Source organism: Nitratiruptor sp. YY09-18 (genome assembly GCF_016593235.1).
In the GTDB taxonomy this organism is placed as follows: domain Bacteria; phylum Campylobacterota; class Campylobacteria; order Campylobacterales; family Nitratiruptoraceae; genus Nitratiruptor.
The window spans coordinates 960480-977127 of the sequence record NZ_AP023065.1; the positions used below are offsets into that span (position 1 = coordinate 960480).

Sequence of the window (16648 nt, forward strand, 5' to 3'; positions counted from 1 at the left end):
CTTGCATGAGTCAGCTCTATTTTGGTCTGCATATGCATCAACCTGTAGATAATCTATCTGAAGCTGTAGAGAATGCTGTGAAGAGATGCTACAGACCTCTATTCCAAACATTAAAAAAATATCCAAAGTTTCGCTTCGCCCTACACTGCAGTGGATGGCTTTTTGAACAGCTGCGCACAAAATACAGTGATGTATTTGAAGAGATTTGCTATCTCAACGAGCAAGGAAGCATTGAGTTTTTTACAGGTGGATTTTATGAACCGGTGCTTGCAAGTATTCCAAGAGAGGATCGTATAGCACAAATCCAAAAACTCAGTAACTATATCCAAAAATATTTTGGCAAAAAGCCAAATGGATTGTGGCTCACTGAACGCGTATGGGAGAGCTCGGTTGCATTGGATTTCCAAGAGTGTGGGATTGAGTATGTGGCAGTAGATGATTATCACTTTCTTGCCAGTGGATTTGATCATGAAGAGCTTGATGGATTTTTTTTGAGTGAAGAGAGCGGGAAAAGTTTTGCCCTTTTTCCTATAGCAAAAAAACTACGCTATGCAATTCCATTTTATCCGGTAGATGATGCGTTGCAAGTGATAAGCTCTTATAAAAATGCAATTATTTTCGATGATGCAGAGAAGTTTGGCCTGTGGCCAAAAACCTATGAGTGGGTCTATGAAAAAGGTTGGCTGGAGTCTTTCATCGAGAAAGTTTTGGAAAGCGCAATTGAGATGAAACATTTTGCACAAGCGCAAAATCCAAAAGGGCTCGCATATCTGGCCAATGTCTCCTACTATGAGATGGGAGAGTGGAGCCTCAGAGCAAAGGATACGCTCGAACTTGAAAAACTCAAAAATAGAGTTGGCAAAGAGTATTTTGAAAATATTGGTATCAAGTTCATTCGCGGAGGTATATGGAGAAATTTCTTTGTAAAATATGAAGAGTCAAACAGACTCCATAAACGTATGCTTGATCTTGCAAAAAAACAAAAGAGTGAAGCCCTCTATAAACTCCAGACAAATGACGTCTATTGGCATGGGATTTTTGGAGGGCTCTATTTGCCAAACCTCAGAGACAATGCCTACCGCTTTGTAGCTCAATGTGAGCAAAATATAGAGGATAGAATAGAAATAGCAGATAAAGATCTTGATGGATACAAAGAGGCTGAAATTAAAAAAGATAATCTTGTCTGGAGACTCTATGAAAAGCAAGGGGGACAGATTATCGAGATTTTGGATCTTGATTCTTGCTTCAATTTCCAAAACACCCTTACAAGACGCTTTGAAGCCTATCACGAAAAGATATTCAATCCTCCAAAAGAGCAAAATAGAGTTGCAACAATCCATGAAATTGCTCCACAAGTGAGCGAAGAGGTAAAAAATAACCTCTTTTTTGACTGGTATACCAAAAACTCATGTATCGATCATTTTAGTGACAAAACGTTTGATATCCAAAGCTTCTTGCAAGATAGTTTCAAAGAGTATGGTGATTTTGCAAATCAACCATTTAAGCTGCTAGAGCTGCTAACATTTGAGCGCCAGGGAGGTCTCTATATCGATCAAAAGTATCCAGCAACGATGAAAAAGAGCTACACTATTGATAAAAATTCTCTCAACCTTTCTATAGATTTTGAATCTAGCTACGCAAATGAGCTTGTATATATCAATGAGTGGAATCTCCATTTTTCCCACTATGAGAGTCTGCTCATCAATGCAAAATATTGCTGCGATAAAATGGATTTTTTTACAAAAGAGCTCGAAATTATCGATCCATATACAAAAAAAGCGCTCCTCTTTTCATGGAATGAAGAAGCACAAATCTTCGTGGTGCCTCTAGCAACAGTCTCACAAAATGAAAAGGGATTTGAACTCACGCAACAAGGCATTAGTATCGCTTTTATATTTTCTTTTACAAAATCTTTTCATCAGGATCTCAAACTATGTCTGAAATAAGATATGATCTTTTGCATAATGAATATATAATCATCGCACCAGAACGCCTCCATAGACCTATCCCAGAACAATGTGTACAGAACTTTTCGGTACAAAAATGCCCCTTTTGTCCTGGCAACGAAGAGTTAACTCCTCAAGAGATCTTTTCAATCAAAAACAACGGCACATGGCAAACGAGAGTGATTCCAAATCTTTATAAAGCAGTGCAAATTGAAACCCCTTTCATCTCCCATAGGGAAGGACTCAATGAGATGTGGGGTGGATATGGTGCACACGAAATAGTTATCGATACACCTAAACATCTGGCAAATTTTCAAAATATGCGTCAAGAAGAGATCTTTTGGTGGCTCTACACACTACAGCAGCGCTATCTTGATCTACGCAACGACAAAAGGCTTATTTCGTTGCAGATATTTAAAAACCATGGACTAAGAGCCGGAGCTACCCAGCCTCATCCCCATACGCAAATTATTGCTCTTCCTCTTATGACAAAAGAGCAGCTTTTTCTCTTTCAGCATTGCCAGCACTACTACCACGATCATGGCAGATCGATGCATGAGGACATTGTACATTTTGAGTCAAATTCACAAAGAAACCTCTTTGAGAGTGAACACTTCTTTAGCTACGTACCCTATGCTTCATCCTTTGCTTTTGAAACAGCAATCATTGCAAAAGATGTGGGATTTGACAAATGCACACAAATGCAGCTCCAAGAATTGGCAAAGCACTTGCAAAAACTCTTTCAAGCGCTAGCGAACGAGCTTGGAGATTTTCCGTATAATCTTCTTTTTTATCTGCCTCCTCTCAATGAAAACTTTGAAAATAGCTCCTTTTTTCATGAAATAGATGCTATTTTTCGCTTCTACATCCGCATAACACCAAGAATCTATACAATAGCTGGATTTGAGTTAGCAACAGGCTCAATGATCAATCCTGTAGTTCCAGAGACAGTAGCTAAGCTTTTGAGGAGATGGTATGAAACTAGCTCTTGATATTGGTGGCACATATGTAAGATGGGAAATAGTTGATAAAAAAAAGGGCAAAGAGCAACTGCGTAATATCGATTTGCAAAGCTTTATTGAGGATTTGATCAAAAAAAGCAGAATTACAGCAGTTGGTATCTCCTATGCGGGACAGGTTTGTAACAATGAAATCCTCTCTGCACCCAATATTCATGCCACGATTGAGCCAGAAAAATTTGGAATCCCTTACATTATTGAAAATGACCTCAAATGTGCCGTTTTGGCTGAAGCAAAATTTTTCAATACATCCTCTATCACAGCCCTCTACTCTGGCACAGGTCTTGGAAGTGCTAGCGTTGATCAAGGCAATCTTATTCGAGGCTATAAAAACCTAGCGGGCGAAATCGGTCATATTCCGTATAAAAAGGCTCCTTTTCGCTGTGGCTGCGGAAAAGATAACTGCATCGAGCTCTATGCCTCCGGCAGTGGCTTGCAAAAGTGGGCAGACTATCTTAAAATTGAAGCAACGCTAAAAAATGAAAAGCTCTACAAACTCTACACCGAAGCGCTTTTATATGCAGCAGCTACCACTCTTACACTTTTCAATCCTTCTATTTTGGTATTGGGTGGCGGTGTCATCAAACACAATCTGGGTATAATAGAAGTTATACAAGAAAATATAACTCATTACGCCCCACTCTTTGCTTTGCGAGAGGCTCAGATCAAACTTACACAACTTGAAGATGCCTCATTAGAAGGAGTAAAAATTCTACTTGAAAGGCTGCCATGAAACGAAACATACTCTTTTGTGCTTCAGAAATGACACCATTTGCCAAAACTGGCGGACTTGCCGATGTGGCTGCGGCTTTGCCAAAACATCTCAAAAAATTGGGACACAATGTTAAAGTTGTTATTCCCAGATACTACACGATCAATAAAGCAGATTTAGAGTTTGTTATAGGCAATATCGGTGTAGATATGGGACCTCTTGGGACGTTATGGTGCGGTGCATATAAAACTATCTGGGAAGGAGTAGAAGTCTATTTTATCGATTATGAGATATTTTTTGGCAGAGCCAATCTCTATACTGACTATAACGGCTACTCCTATCCAGACAATGATGCACGTTTTATTTTCTTTTCCAAAGCGGCACTGGAACTTGCAAGAGCTTTGGATTTCAGGCCCGATATCATCCATGCTAACGATTGGCACACGGCAGCCCAGCCAATCCTTCTCAATACTATTTTGCGCAACGATCCATTCTTTCAAAAAACCGCTTCCGTTTTTACGATACACAATCTCCAACATCAAGGCGTTTTTGCTAAAAGTGCTTTTGAATATCTGGGAATTGGCTGGGAACATTTCAATATGTATGAGATGGAGGCTATGGGCGCACTCAATCTCATGAAGGGTGCAGTGTATCATGCAGACAAGATTACAACTGTAAGTCCAAAATATGCACAAGAGATGCAGACACCAGAGTTTGGATTTGGTTTGCAAGAGCATATCAAAGCCCATGCATACAAGCTCTTTGGGATTTTAAATGGCGTCGATTATGATGAGTGGAATCCAAAAACGGATCCCTTTATAGCCAAAAACTACGATATCGACGATCTTAGCGGCAAAAGAGTGTGTAAGCAGGATCTGCAAAAAACATTTAGACTTGCTCAAAGAGAGGATCTTCCACTCATCGGTTTTGTAGGACGATTTGCACAGCAAAAAGGAATAGAGCTGATAGCTGCAGCCATGCATGAATTGGTACATCTGCCTTTGCAGATGGTCTTTTTAGGCAGCGGAGAAAAATGGGCGGAGGGTTTTTTCCAAGATATTGCAAGCCGATATGAAAATGTTGGCTGCTATGTGGGATACTCCAATGAGCTTGCTCACAAGATTGAAGCAGGAAGCGATCTTTTTTTGATGCCAAGTCTTTTTGAACCATGCGGACTCAATCAGATCTACTCTCTACGCTATGGAACTCTTCCGATTGTGAGGGCGGTAGGAGGGCTTGATGATACGATCCAAAACTATGAGCCCCATTCAAAAACGGGAGATGGCTTTAAATTTTATGATGCTACCAAAGATGCACTGATTGGAACGGTCCGCTGGGCTGTAGATACCTGGCTTCACGATAAAGGAGGCATAAATAAAATGATCTATACTGCTATGAGCAAACGGTTTGATTGGCAAAGAAGCGCAAAAGAGTATGAGAGAGTCTATGAACTGGCACTGGAGACAAAACAATGATTTGCTATGATATAACGCGCTTTAGCGATTTTGATATCTACCTCTTCAAAGAAGGCACTCACACAAAACTCTATAAAAAATTTGGCTCTCATATTATGGAATATGAAGAAGAGGCTGGAGTCTATTTTGCCGTATGGGCACCGAATGCAAAGTATGTGAGTGTCGTCGGAGATTTCAACGGATACGATGCAACCACTCATCCACTTAAAAAAAGAGAAGATGGAAGTGGCATATGGGAAGGCTTTACAACTGATGCAAAGATTGGTCAAACCTACAAATACCATATTATCACTCCCTATAACACCACTTTGCTCAAAGCAGACCCCTACGCATTTTATGCAGAAAAGCCTCCAAAGTCGGCTTCAAGGATCTGGTCTTTAAAGGGATATGGTTGGAAAGATAGCCAATGGATGCAAAAAAGAGCCAAAACAAACATCCACGAATCACCAATGAACATCTATGAAGTGCATTTGGGCTCTTGGAGAAGAAAAGATGATGGAAGTTATCTAAGCTACACGGAAGCTGCAAAAGAATTAGCCCAGTACCTAGTCAAGTTGGGATATACCCACGTAGAGTTACTGCCCATTACCGAATATCCTTTCAAGGGGTCTTGGGGCTATCAGGTAAGTGGTTACTTTGCTCCAACCGCAAGGTATGGCACACCGCAAGAGTTTATGGAGTTTGTGGATATTATGCATTCTCATGGTATTGGTATCATACTGGATTGGGTACCTTCGCATTTTGTCACGGATGGTCATGGACTGATAGCTTTTGACGGCACTGCACTGTATGAATACGAAGATCCCAAAAAAGGCTACCATCCAGAGTGGAAGAGTGCTGTGTTTGATTATGGCAAAAACGAGGTGCGAGCCTTTTTAATCTCATCTGCCCATTTTTGGCTAGAAAAGTATCATATCGATGGGATTCGCGTAGACGCAGTTGCAAGTATGCTCTATCTTGATTATGGAAGAAAAGAGGGGGAGTGGGAACCAAATATCTATGGGGGCAATGAAAATTTAGAAGCGATCTCGTTTTTAAAACAGCTCAACGAGAGCTGCTATGGCACATTTGAAGGCATTACAATGATTGCAGAAGAATCCACCGCATTTCCAGGAGTTACGAAACCGGTCTATGCAGGAGGACTAGGATTTGGATACAAATGGAATATGGGCTGGATGCATGATACTTTGAAATACTTCAAAACCGATCCCCTCTTTCGCAAATATCACCATAATCAGATTACTTTTTCTATGTGGTATGCCTATGATGAAAATTTCATTTTGCCCCTCAGCCATGATGAAGTAGTCCATATGAAAGGCTCACTCATCAACAAAATGCCAGGAGATCTCAATCAGAAGCTGGCAAACTTAAAAGCCCTTTTTGGATATATGATGGCACATCCCGGAAAGAAACTCCTCTTTATGGGGGGAGAATTTGGTCAATACAAAGAGTGGGATTTTGATGGAGAACTTCAGTGGGAGCTTTTGCAAGATCCCAAACACAAAGCTTTGCAAAGGATGTTGCAAGATCTAAACACCCTTTATAAAACCACCCCGGCACTTTATCAATGGGATGAAAAAAGAGAAGGATTTATGTGGCTCAATGAAAAGGATTGGCAAAGAAGCGTCTTAAGTTTTGCAAGAGTGGCAAAAGATGAGAGTATCGTTGTTGTGTGCAATTTTGCCGATACCCAGTATGAAGATTATATATTGCCTGTTCCAAAAAAAGGGAGATATAAAGAGATTTTCAATTCACAACATCCCAAATATTTAGGATGGGATATGTTTGCTGATAGAGATATACAAAGCGAGCCAAAAGAGTGCTGTGGATTTGAAAACTCCATCACAATCACGCTTCCGGCTTTGAGTATTCTTTATTTTGAATTAACTTTGTAGTTATATAATTTATTCAGAAACCCACAAAAGGAGTTACATATGGGCAAAATGGCACAAAAACTCGAAGATATCAAAAGACTCATCGGCAAATTGCAGCAGCAACAACCTGAAAATATCAAAAACTTCCTTAACTTCATGACGAGTGTAGAGAAAGAGGGAGCACTCTCTACAAAACAAAAAGAGCTTGTCAATGTAGGTCTTGCAGTTGCAGCCCAGTGTGAATGGTGCATAGCACTCCATGTCAAGGGTGCTCTGGATAGCGGTGCTAGCAAAGAGGAGATATTAGAATCTGCCATGCAAGCAGTTTTGATGCATGGGGGACCAGCTCTTATGTATATGACACCTGTTGAGGAGGCACTCGATGAATTCGCTCAGTAGTACAAAAGTAGAGAAGTTCTACTACCTCATGAGACTTGGCCGTGAGTTTGAACTTGCGGCCAAGGAGGAGTATATGAAAGGGAACATTGCAGGGTTTTTGCATCTTGATATCGGGCAAGAAGCCTGCAGTGTTGGAAGTATGCAAGCTTTTGACAAGGGTGATGTCTTTACTCATTACCGTGAGCATGTCCTAGCAATTGCTAGAGGTATGGAACCAAAACTCATCATGGCAGAGCTCTTTGGAAAAGTCACAGGAGTGAGCAGAGGAAAAGGTGGCAGTATGCACCTCTTTGATCCTAGCCTCAATTTTTATGGCGGAGATGCAATTGTAGCTGGGCACCTGCCGCTAGCTACCGGATGTGCATACGCAAGGAAAATCCAGGGAGAAAAGGCTGGAGTCTTTACAATTTTTGGTGATGGAGCAACAAATGCGGGAGCATTTTTTGAGAGCATAAATATTGCAGCAGCTTGGAAACTACCTCTTATTTTCTTTGTAGAGAACAACTACTACGCAATTGGTACACGCATTGGCTGGGTGAGTCCTTTTGAAGAGCTCTACAACAAAGCCAAGAACTTCATGCCAGCAAAACGAATCGATGGTATGAATGTATGTGAAGTTTACAAGGCTGTGATGGAAGCAAAAGAGCATATCGAAAATAGTCTTGGCCCCTACTTCATTGAAGCTGAAACTTATCGCTATGAAGGACACTCTATGAGTGACAATGGTAAGTATCGCAGCGAGGAGGAGATGGATATCTTCAAATCCCGCGATCCGATAGAAAATCTCAAAAAAGAGGCTCTGCGCCTAGGGATTGTCTCACAAGAGTACTTTGATAGTGCAGATCAAAAAGCGCAAGAGGTAGTCCAAGAGGCTGTAGAGTTTGCAGCTGCTTCACCTGAGCCAAATCTCAAAGAGCTTTATGAAGATGTTTATTGCAAGGAGTGTACAAATGTTATACCGTGAAGCTCTCAATAGAGCAATAGATGAGATGATGGAGGCAGATGAGAGTGTTGTGATACTTGGAGAAGATGTAGGAAGATATGGAGGGAGTTACCGTGTCAGTGAGGGACTCTTTGCCAAATATGGAGCCAAAAGGGTTATCGACACTCCTATTGCAGAGCTAAGTATCGTAGGCAATGCTATAGGGATGGCAATTGCAGGTCTTCGCCCTATAGCAGAAATCATGACAGTCAATTTTTCACTTTTAGCAATGGATCAGATCGTCAACCATGCAGCAAAATTTCGCTATATGAGTGGTGGGAAAATGACAATACCTCTTACCATCCGTATGCCAGGTGGCGTATCGAGGCAACTTGCAGCGCAGCATAGCGAAAGTTATGAGACACTCTACTCTGCAATTCCTGGTCTCATAGTTTTGGCCGCTAGCAATGCCACCTATGCCTACTATGGACTCAAAGCAGCAATAGCTATGAACGATCCTGTGATCTTTTTGGAGCATGAGCTACTCTATCCACAAGAGATGGAATTCAAAGAGCAAAAAGCGTTCGATCCTTTCAAGGCTGAGGTAGTCAAAGAGGGAAAAGATTTGACAATTTTGACGTATCTCAAAATGCGCTACGATGTGCTTGAAGCAGTTCCTACAATAGAAAAAGAGCTTGGAATTTCAATAGAAGTGATAGACCTCAACTCCCTCAGGCCTCTTGATATGCAAACGATAGCAGCGTCAGTGCAAAAGACAAAAAGAGTGGTAATGGTTGAAGAGGATCACAAAACAGGAGGGTATGGAGCTGAAGTGATTGCAAGAATCACTGAAGAACTCTTCTACACTCTTGATGCACCACCTCTACGCATTGCAGGTGAAGATGTGCCTATTGCCTACAATAGAAAACTTGAACTCGCCTCCATCCCAACTCCAGAAAAAATAGTCTCAAGAATAATTGCGTGGGGAGCAAAACATGGAATATAAAATCACAATGCCAGTCCTTTCTGATACTATGGAGAAAGGAAAACTCATCAAGTGGCATGTTAATGAGGGTCAGCAGGTCAAAAAAGGTGATGTGATCGCTGAGGTTGAGAGTGACAAAGCTATCATGGAGGTACAAACGTTCAAAGACGGAGTAGTCAAAAAACTTCTTGTCAAAGAGGGGGATGAAGTTCCAGTCAAAAGCCCTATTGCTATCATTGAGACAGCTACTGCACAAGCGCATGCACAACAGACTCCATCACAACCAAAAGAGGAGTCACATCCTCAAAGCTCAACCTCTTCGCAAACTCTGCCTCCGGAGCTTGCAGCAATACTGCCAACAAAAACTAAGGAACTAAAAACCCAAGAGCAAAAAGAGACTAAAGCATCTGCAGTTGTAAAAGCTGTAAAAGGAGCAGCCTCCCCTGCTGCAAGAGTAGAGGCGCAGAAATTGGGCATAGACATCGAAAAACTGCAAGCTGAACAAAAGCTTCCAAAACCAGCACATCTTAAAGATATCAAATTAGAAGCTCTCAAACGCTACTTTACTCCCAAAGCTTTGGAGCTGCTCCAAGAGTATGCGCTTGATCCTTCTGTTTTTGCACATGATCACAAAATTGATGCAGATGAGGTGCAAGCGTATATAAAGAGTCACAATATCCCAAAAACCATTCCGCTCTCCACGAACCGTCTAGCAGTTAAGAGCAATGTTGAAACTGCAGCCAAAAAGCCGATCTACCATGTGTATGAGACTTTTACTCTCAATCCTCCAGAAGATGTGAAAATAACTGCCTATCTTCTCAAAGTTATAGGTGATACGATGCAAAACCACCCTCTCACACGTGCTGTGCTAGAAGACGAGAGCTACAAAATCTACCCAGCTTCCAATATCAGCGTAGCAGTTGCAAAAGGGGATGCGCTCTATATGGTTGTGTGCAAAAATATCGAATCAAAAAACCTCAAAGAGATAGATACGTGGGTCAAAGAGATAAAACAAAGAGATTATTCTCCAGATGATTTGCAAGGCTCCACTTTTGGTCTAAGTAATCTTGGAATGTTTGGTATCAGAGCCTTCGATGCGATGATTAACAAAAAAGACTCTGGAATAGCTGCTTTTGGAAAAGTAGATAAAAACAGAGTCGAAGCAGTATTTACTTTCGATCATAGAATCCTCAATGGTGTAGATGCAGCAAAATTTGTAAGTGAACTCAAAAACAACTTCGCAAAGGGTATCGATGTATGATATTATCTTCATAGGTGGCGGACTCAACTATGCTGGTGCAGTTGTCGCAGCAAAGAGGGGACTCAAAGTTGCTCTCGTAGAGCAAGATATGGAACATATTGGAGGAACATGTCTCAATAATGGGTGTATCCCTTCAAAGCACTTCCTCCATCTAGCCGAAACAGAAGCCAAACTCAAAAACAAAGCTTTTGTAAGACATAAAGATAAGCTCAAGTTGGAAGTAGCAGTAAAAGAGAAAGATGAAGTCGTTCACAAAGCTCACCGCTCAATAGAAGCGCAGTGCATGAGTGCTGGCGTTGAACTTATTGAGGGTAAGGGCTATATCCTTGATGACAAAAAAGTAAAAGTAAACGAAAAAGTTTTAGAAGCACACTATGTCATCCTTGGAACAGGCTCATCCCCTTTTATTCCACAAGGTATCGAATACAATGGATCGAGTATCATAACAAGCGATGAGGTACTCAATCTCAAAGATTTCCCACAAAATATCGCAATATATGGAAGTGGTGCTATAGGACTTGAGATGGCGAGCTTTTTTGCTGCATGTGGGATAGAGACTTCTCTTATCTTTCGCCATGAACATATCTCAAACAAAATTCACCCTACTCTCTTGAGTTCTCTTGAAAAAGCACTGCAAAATCTTGGGGTAAAATTTTTAAAAAACACAACCATCCTCGAGGCTACTGAGCACAATAAAAGAGCAAAAATTACAACAAATGAAGGTGTTTTAGAGTTTGACAAGCTCCTTGTAGCAACGGGGAGAAAACCAAGCACAGATGTAGTCAAAACTGATACAATCAAAGTATCAAGAGCGATTGAGACAGATGAGTATTTTGAAACTTCCATGCAAGGGGTCTATGCTATAGGCGACTGCAACGGCAAACTCCAGCTTGCTCACGCTGCTAGGGCAATGGTACTCAATGTAGTTGATACAATATTGGGCAAAAAAGCAAAACTCAATCTCGATAACATTCCAAAATTTATCTATACCCTCCCTTTGCAATATGCCGCAGTAGGACTAACAAAAGTAAATCTTGATAAATCAAGATTGAATTACAAAGAAGCATATTTCCCTCTCTCCGCCCTTGCTCTTTCACACCTTACAGGTGCTGAGCAAGGTGGAATTGTACTCTATACAGATCCAGAGAATTTCATAATAGGTGCTGAACTCCTCGCTCCACATGCTGAGGAACTTATAGGCATCATAACGACTGCTCTTGCAGGCGAAATGGATAAAGATACTCTTATAGATGCTGTATTTGCTCATCCAACATTTAGTGAAAGTATTGATAGAGTTTTGAGGAGAGTTCAATGAAAGATACCAAGTATTATGAAAAACTCCCCTGGGTACAAGTCGCTGCAGAACTCGAAACAGATGTCCAAAAAGGATTGAGCGAAGAAGAGGCGAAAAAGAGGCTCCAAAAGTATGGACTCAACGAGATTCCCGAAAAAGAGGAGCCTCTGTGGCACCGAATCTTTCGTAGATTTTGGGGACCAATTCCATGGATGATAGAGATTGCTGCAATCTTAGCTGCAGCAGTCAAACACTGGGAAGAGTTTTATATCATTCTCATTATGCTTTTTGTCAATGCCTTTTTGGATTTTTATCAAGAATCAAAAGCCTTAAGCGCCATCAAAGTATTGAAAAAGAAACTCGCAAAACAGGCTACAGTCTTACGAGATGGCAAGTGGCAAGAGGTTGATGCCAAAGAGATAGTCCCAGGAGATGTGATAAAGGTTAAAATCGGAGATATAATTCCAGCTGATATGAAGATAGTAGATGCTGGAGAGTACTCACTGGTCGATCAATCTGCACTAACCGGAGAATCTTTACCAGTGCACAAAAAAAGCAACGATATTGCCTTTTCCAATACTATCGTCAAACAGGGAGAAATGGTAGGTATAGTAGTCAATACAGGTCTTAATACCTACTTTGGTAAAACCGTGGGTCTTGTTGCAAAGGCTGAAAGGGAACAAAGAAGCCACTTCCAACAGATGGTTATCCGCGTAGGCAATTTTCTCATTGCTATAACTATTGTCATGATCGCAATTATTATCTATTTTGGACTCACTAGACATGAGAATCCGTATGAACTCCTTGTCTTTTCTCTTGTATTGACAATATCAGCTATTCCTGTAGCACTCCCAACCGTGCTCACAGTTACAATGGCTATAGGTGCTTTGAATTTGGCTAGAAAACAGGCAATTGTAAGCCGTTTGGCAGCAATAGAAGAGCTTGCTGGAATGGATGTTCTGTGTTCCGATAAGACAGGGACACTGACAAAAAATCAGATGACAATAACTGATCCTTTCATAGCAGACGATCATAACGCTAGTGAGCTCTTTTTGTATGCAGTACTTGCAAGTAGACGCGAAAACAATGACCCTATTGAAAAACCTATTTTTGAGTATGCTGATGAGCATGGAATAACAAAACTCGTCCAAAAATATAAAGTGAGCAAATTTGTCCCCTTCGATCCTGTGAGAAAACGCACAGAAGCCGTTGCACAAGATGATCAAGGTAACTGCATCGTAGCTGTAAAAGGTGCTCCACAGGTCGTTGTTGCTCTTTGTGACTCACACGAAATCGATGAAGACAAAATAAATCTCAAAATAGAAGAGTTTGCAGAAAACGGTTTTCGTACCCTTGGAGTAGCATATAGAAAATGTGATGAAGAGAAATTTCATTTTGTTGGACTTATACCTCTGTATGATCCTCCAAGAGAAGACTCCAAAGAGGCCGTACAAGAGGCTAAAGCCAAAGGTGTAGAAGTTAAAATGGTAACTGGCGATAATATCGCTGTTGCAAGATACATCGCCAAAATTTTGGGAATTGGTGAGAACATCCTCGATATTCAAGAGCTTCGTGGTCAGAGCACAAGAGAGTATGAGATTTTGGCAGAAGTGATTTCCCAGGCTCTATTAAAAGTTACCAATCCGGATATCAGTAAGGATAAATTAGAGCTTCTTACAAAACAGATTGTCAAAGAAGTGCGAAAAGAGCTCCATGAAAAAGAGCTCCTTCGAGGCACTGTAAAAAAACATGAGAGTGAAATCATTGCACTCATCGAACAAGCAAATGGTTTCGCCCAGGTTTTCCCAGAGGATAAATATTTTATCGTTGATGAGCTGCAAAAAGCTGATCATATAGTAGGTATGACAGGAGATGGTGTCAATGATGCTCCAGCTCTTCGCAAAGCAGATACCGGTATTGCAGTAAGTGGAGCGACCGATGCAGCAAGAGCAGCAGCAGATATAATCTTGATGGCGCCGGGTCTGCGTGTGATTATTGACGCGATTAAAGAAGCACGCATTACATTTGAAAGAATGAAGAGCTATACTATTTTTAGGATTGCTGAGACAATTCGTATCATTATTTTTATGACACTAGCCATTGTGGTCTTTAACTTTTATCCATTGACAGCAATCATGATAATCGTTTTAGCACTACTCAATGATATTCCGATCCTTGCAATCGCCTATGATAATACAAAAGTAAGAAAGATGCCTGTTCGCTGGGATATGCATGAGATGTTGGTGCTTTCGAGTTGGCTGGGAATTGCCGGAGTAATAAGCTCCTTTTTGATCTTTTATATCGTCATGGTATATCTCAAAACCCATCCAGAATCAGCACAATTTCTCCCCGATGTACCTATCTGGGTGGATATGCACGATACAAAATCGTGGCTCTCCTTCGTCCAGTCAATCTTCTTTGCAAAAATGGTTATAGCTGGTCATGGAACGATCTATAATACCCGTATAGACGACTGGTTTTTCAAAAAACCGTGGCCATCTTGGACACTATTTGGAGCAACTTTTTCTACACGTATAATAGGTACTCTCATTGCAGTCTATGGATTTGGTCTCATGATGCCTATTGGCTGGGACTGGGCAATCTTTATGTGGGCGTATGCACTCACTTGGTTTGCATTTAATGATGTTGTAAAAGTTGCAGTAATCAAATACTATAGAAAAATTAAGGGGATTGAGGTTATATGAGTTTTATACCTCAAGAGCTTACACACTTACTCTACATTACAGCCCTCTCCTTTTTGGTAGGGCTCGAGCTCAAAACCTATCGCTTAGATAGAGGCATACAAAAAGAGATTCATTTTGGTTCAACGAGAACTTTTACCTTCATAGGACTACTTGGATTTCTTTTTTACAAAATAGACTTTCATCTCTACTTGGCTGGATTTCTCACACTCTTTGGTATTTACATAATCTATTACTACTACAAGCTCCAAGAAAAACGCGCTTCTATAATCTCATTTTTACTCATAGCTCTTGTCTATAGTTTTGGACCAGAAATGGAGAGATTTAATATATGGCTCCCTACTCTTGTCTTTGTGCTTATTGTCTTTATTCTCAATGCTAACAGATCTTTAGAATTTCTCTTTGAAAAAGTCAATATGCAAGAGTTTGAAACCCTTGGTAAATTTTTGCTACTCAGTGCAGTAATACTTCCCATTTTGCCACACAATCCACTACCACTACTCCATATTTCAGCATTTGAGATATGGTTTGTAGTGGTAGTTATCTCATCCCTTTCTTATGGTAGTTATCTTGCGCAAAAATACTTCTTTAGATCAAAAGGCTATATCATTACTGCAATTTTTGGAGGCTTATACTCTTCTACTGCTACAACCGTTGTGCTCTCCAAAAAGAGTCAAAGCATTCCACAGAGTGCACTTCCTCTTATCAATGCATCTCTTGTGATTGCAACTGCAATGATGTATATACGACTACTAGTCATTGCTGCAATTTTTAATTTAGAAGTAGCTACTAAAATAGCTCTTCCATTTTTGCTCTTTACAGCATTTGGTATAGCAATCTCACTCTTTTTATATAAAAGAAGTGATCTCTCTTTAGAAGCACCAGTCGGTGATAGAAATCCTTTGGAACTTGGAGTAGCATTTATTTTCGCAATACTGTTTGTATTGATGATACTTTTGACACAATATGTAACTACACATTATGGAGATGTTGGTCTTAAAGTCCTCTCATTTATTATCGGATTTACTGATATTGATCCATTTATTCTCTCACTTCTTACTGGAAAATATGGAGTGGGTGTAGACTCTATTGCAGTTGCAATTATTATTGCAGCAGGAAGCAATAATTTACTCAAAGCTTTTTATGCTATCATTTTTGGCAAAGGCAAACCAAAAATTGGGGCATTTTGGTTACTGTTTCTAGGACTTGTAACAATTGTTTATCCATTTATTTTACAAAGGAGTTTTTAAATGCGATGGTATTATGAAGACATTGATTATGAATCCATAAACAAAGAAGCAATTAAAGAGCTCGATTTTCTCTTCTATCTTATCGCAAGTGCGTCTTTTATTGAAATCACAAGCGATGTGTATGAAAAAAATCTCGTGCAATTTTACAGTGACAATCCTCAACTTGTCTCTTGGCTAGAAAAGGTATGGGAACCAGAAGAGATTCAGCATGGAAAGGCTTTGAAAAAGTTTGTCAATACAGTCTGGCCGGAATTTGATTGGGAAAAATCTTACGAAAAGTTTAAAGAATACTATCTTCCTCACTGTACTCTCGATGAATTCCAGCCAACAAAAGCTAGGGAGATGCTTGCACGTATGGTGGTTGAAACCGGAACAAGCACATTTTATAAAGCCATAGAAAACTATTCAAAGGATATTCACACACCTATTCTTGGCGAAATTGCACATAATATCTCCAAAGATGAAGTCTATCACTATGATAATTTTGAAGAAGGATTTCGTCACTACAACAAAGAGGAAAAACTTGGTAGAGACGACATCATTAAAGTCATATACGATAGGCTAAAAGAGGTGGATGGAGAGGATGGAAGGTTAGCCTTTAGAGCTATATGGGAAATAAAAGAGAATAAGCCTTACGAAGATAGATACTACGAAGAGCATAAACAGAGAGTGGGGAAATTTGCCAAAAAATACTACCCTTACAATATGGCAATTAAGATGCTGCTGCGTCCTCTCGATCTCAATAAAACGGTAGAAAAAGTAACTGTTCCGATGGTCAGAGGCGCACTCAAAATTCTAGGTATTTAGGA

Annotated in this window: 13 protein-coding genes; all 13 read left to right on the forward strand. The window is 40.3% G+C overall.

The features are described 5' to 3' along the window. Positions 1-5 precede the first annotated feature (5 nt). Genes JG734_RS05240 through JG734_RS05300 form a run of 13 tightly spaced genes read left to right on the forward strand, consistent with a single transcriptional unit; the run spans position 6 to position 16646 of the window. Entirely contained in the window at positions 6-1946 is a 1941-nt protein-coding gene (locus JG734_RS05240) for an alpha-amylase/4-alpha-glucanotransferase domain-containing protein (RefSeq protein WP_201332253.1), read from the forward strand. Beyond that, positions 1934-2938 carry a galactose-1-phosphate uridylyltransferase gene (locus JG734_RS05245; RefSeq protein WP_201332254.1) on the forward strand — a complete coding sequence of 335 codons (1005 nt, stop codon included), beginning with the start codon at positions 1934-1936 and terminating at the stop codon, positions 2936-2938. The genes JG734_RS05240 and JG734_RS05245 overlap by 13 nt, the downstream gene beginning before the upstream one ends. Continuing rightward, positions 2922-3698, forward strand: a complete 777-nt coding sequence (locus tag JG734_RS05250; protein WP_201332255.1) for an ROK family protein — start codon at positions 2922-2924, stop codon at positions 3696-3698. The genes JG734_RS05245 and JG734_RS05250 overlap by 17 nt, the downstream gene beginning before the upstream one ends. Beyond that, on the forward strand, positions 3695-5152 hold the full coding sequence (gene glgA, locus JG734_RS05255; RefSeq protein ID WP_201332256.1) for a glycogen synthase GlgA: 1458 nt from the start codon (positions 3695-3697) through the stop codon (positions 5150-5152). Before JG734_RS05250 ends, glgA begins: the two co-directional genes overlap by 4 nt. Beyond that, positions 5149-7047, forward strand: a complete 1899-nt coding sequence (glgB, locus tag JG734_RS05260; RefSeq protein WP_201332257.1) for a 1,4-alpha-glucan branching protein GlgB — start codon at positions 5149-5151, stop codon at positions 7045-7047. The genes glgA and glgB overlap by 4 nt, the downstream gene beginning before the upstream one ends. Before the next feature lie 39 nt (positions 7048-7086). Continuing rightward, positions 7087-7425, forward strand: coding sequence for a carboxymuconolactone decarboxylase family protein (locus JG734_RS05265; RefSeq protein WP_201332258.1), 339 nt, complete (start codon positions 7087-7089; stop codon positions 7423-7425). Then, positions 7409-8389: a thiamine pyrophosphate-dependent dehydrogenase E1 component subunit alpha gene (locus JG734_RS05270; RefSeq protein WP_201332259.1), complete on the forward strand. Its 981-nt coding sequence runs from the start codon at positions 7409-7411 to the stop codon at positions 8387-8389. Before JG734_RS05265 ends, JG734_RS05270 begins: the two co-directional genes overlap by 17 nt. Then, positions 8376-9353: an alpha-ketoacid dehydrogenase subunit beta gene (locus JG734_RS05275; protein WP_201333919.1), complete on the forward strand. Its 978-nt coding sequence runs from the start codon at positions 8376-8378 to the stop codon at positions 9351-9353. Before JG734_RS05270 ends, JG734_RS05275 begins: the two co-directional genes overlap by 14 nt. Then, positions 9343-10593, forward strand: a complete 1251-nt coding sequence (locus JG734_RS05280; RefSeq protein ID WP_201332260.1) for a 2-oxo acid dehydrogenase subunit E2 — start codon at positions 9343-9345, stop codon at positions 10591-10593. Before JG734_RS05275 ends, JG734_RS05280 begins: the two co-directional genes overlap by 11 nt. Next, positions 10586-11908 carry an NAD(P)/FAD-dependent oxidoreductase gene (locus JG734_RS05285; protein ID WP_201332261.1) on the forward strand — a complete coding sequence of 441 codons (1323 nt, stop codon included), beginning with the start codon at positions 10586-10588 and terminating at the stop codon, positions 11906-11908. Before JG734_RS05280 ends, JG734_RS05285 begins: the two co-directional genes overlap by 8 nt. Further along, positions 11905-14592, forward strand: a complete 2688-nt coding sequence (locus JG734_RS05290) for a plasma-membrane proton-efflux P-type ATPase (RefSeq protein ID WP_201332262.1) — start codon at positions 11905-11907, stop codon at positions 14590-14592. The genes JG734_RS05285 and JG734_RS05290 overlap by 4 nt, the downstream gene beginning before the upstream one ends. Then, positions 14589-15839 (forward strand): DUF4010 domain-containing protein, encoded by a 1251-nt coding sequence (locus JG734_RS05295; RefSeq protein WP_201332263.1) that lies wholly within the window; start codon positions 14589-14591, stop codon positions 15837-15839. Before JG734_RS05290 ends, JG734_RS05295 begins: the two co-directional genes overlap by 4 nt. Beyond that, entirely contained in the window at positions 15840-16646 is an 807-nt protein-coding gene (locus JG734_RS05300; RefSeq protein WP_201332264.1) for a ferritin-like domain-containing protein, read from the forward strand. The last annotated feature ends 2 nt before the right edge of the window (positions 16647-16648 follow it).

Bases quoted from the DNA above. Each gene is read 5' to 3' on its own strand.
- JG734_RS05265 (WP_201332258.1), top strand. From the start codon at position 7,087: ATGGGCAAAATGGCACAAAAACTCGAAGATATCAAAAGACTCATCGGC.
- JG734_RS05300 (WP_201332264.1), top strand. From the start codon at position 15,840: ATGCGATGGTATTATGAAGACATTGATTATGAATCCATAAACAAAGAA.
- JG734_RS05295 (WP_201332263.1), top strand. From the start codon at position 14,589: ATGAGTTTTATACCTCAAGAGCTTACACACTTACTCTACATTACAGCC.
- JG734_RS05290 (WP_201332262.1), top strand. From the start codon at position 11,905: ATGAAAGATACCAAGTATTATGAAAAACTCCCCTGGGTACAAGTCGCT.
- JG734_RS05280 (WP_201332260.1), top strand. From the start codon at position 9,343: ATGGAATATAAAATCACAATGCCAGTCCTTTCTGATACTATGGAGAAA.
- JG734_RS05245 (WP_201332254.1), top strand. From the start codon at position 1,934: ATGTCTGAAATAAGATATGATCTTTTGCATAATGAATATATAATCATC.
- JG734_RS05240 (WP_201332253.1), top strand. From the start codon at position 6: ATGAGTCAGCTCTATTTTGGTCTGCATATGCATCAACCTGTAGATAAT.
- JG734_RS05250 (WP_201332255.1), top strand. From the start codon at position 2,922: ATGAAACTAGCTCTTGATATTGGTGGCACATATGTAAGATGGGAAATA.
- JG734_RS05270 (WP_201332259.1), top strand. From the start codon at position 7,409: ATGAATTCGCTCAGTAGTACAAAAGTAGAGAAGTTCTACTACCTCATG.
- glgA (WP_201332256.1), top strand. From the start codon at position 3,695: ATGAAACGAAACATACTCTTTTGTGCTTCAGAAATGACACCATTTGCC.
- glgB (WP_201332257.1), top strand. From the start codon at position 5,149: ATGATTTGCTATGATATAACGCGCTTTAGCGATTTTGATATCTACCTC.
- JG734_RS05285 (WP_201332261.1), top strand. From the start codon at position 10,586: ATGTATGATATTATCTTCATAGGTGGCGGACTCAACTATGCTGGTGCA.
- JG734_RS05275 (WP_201333919.1), top strand. From the start codon at position 8,376: ATGTTATACCGTGAAGCTCTCAATAGAGCAATAGATGAGATGATGGAG.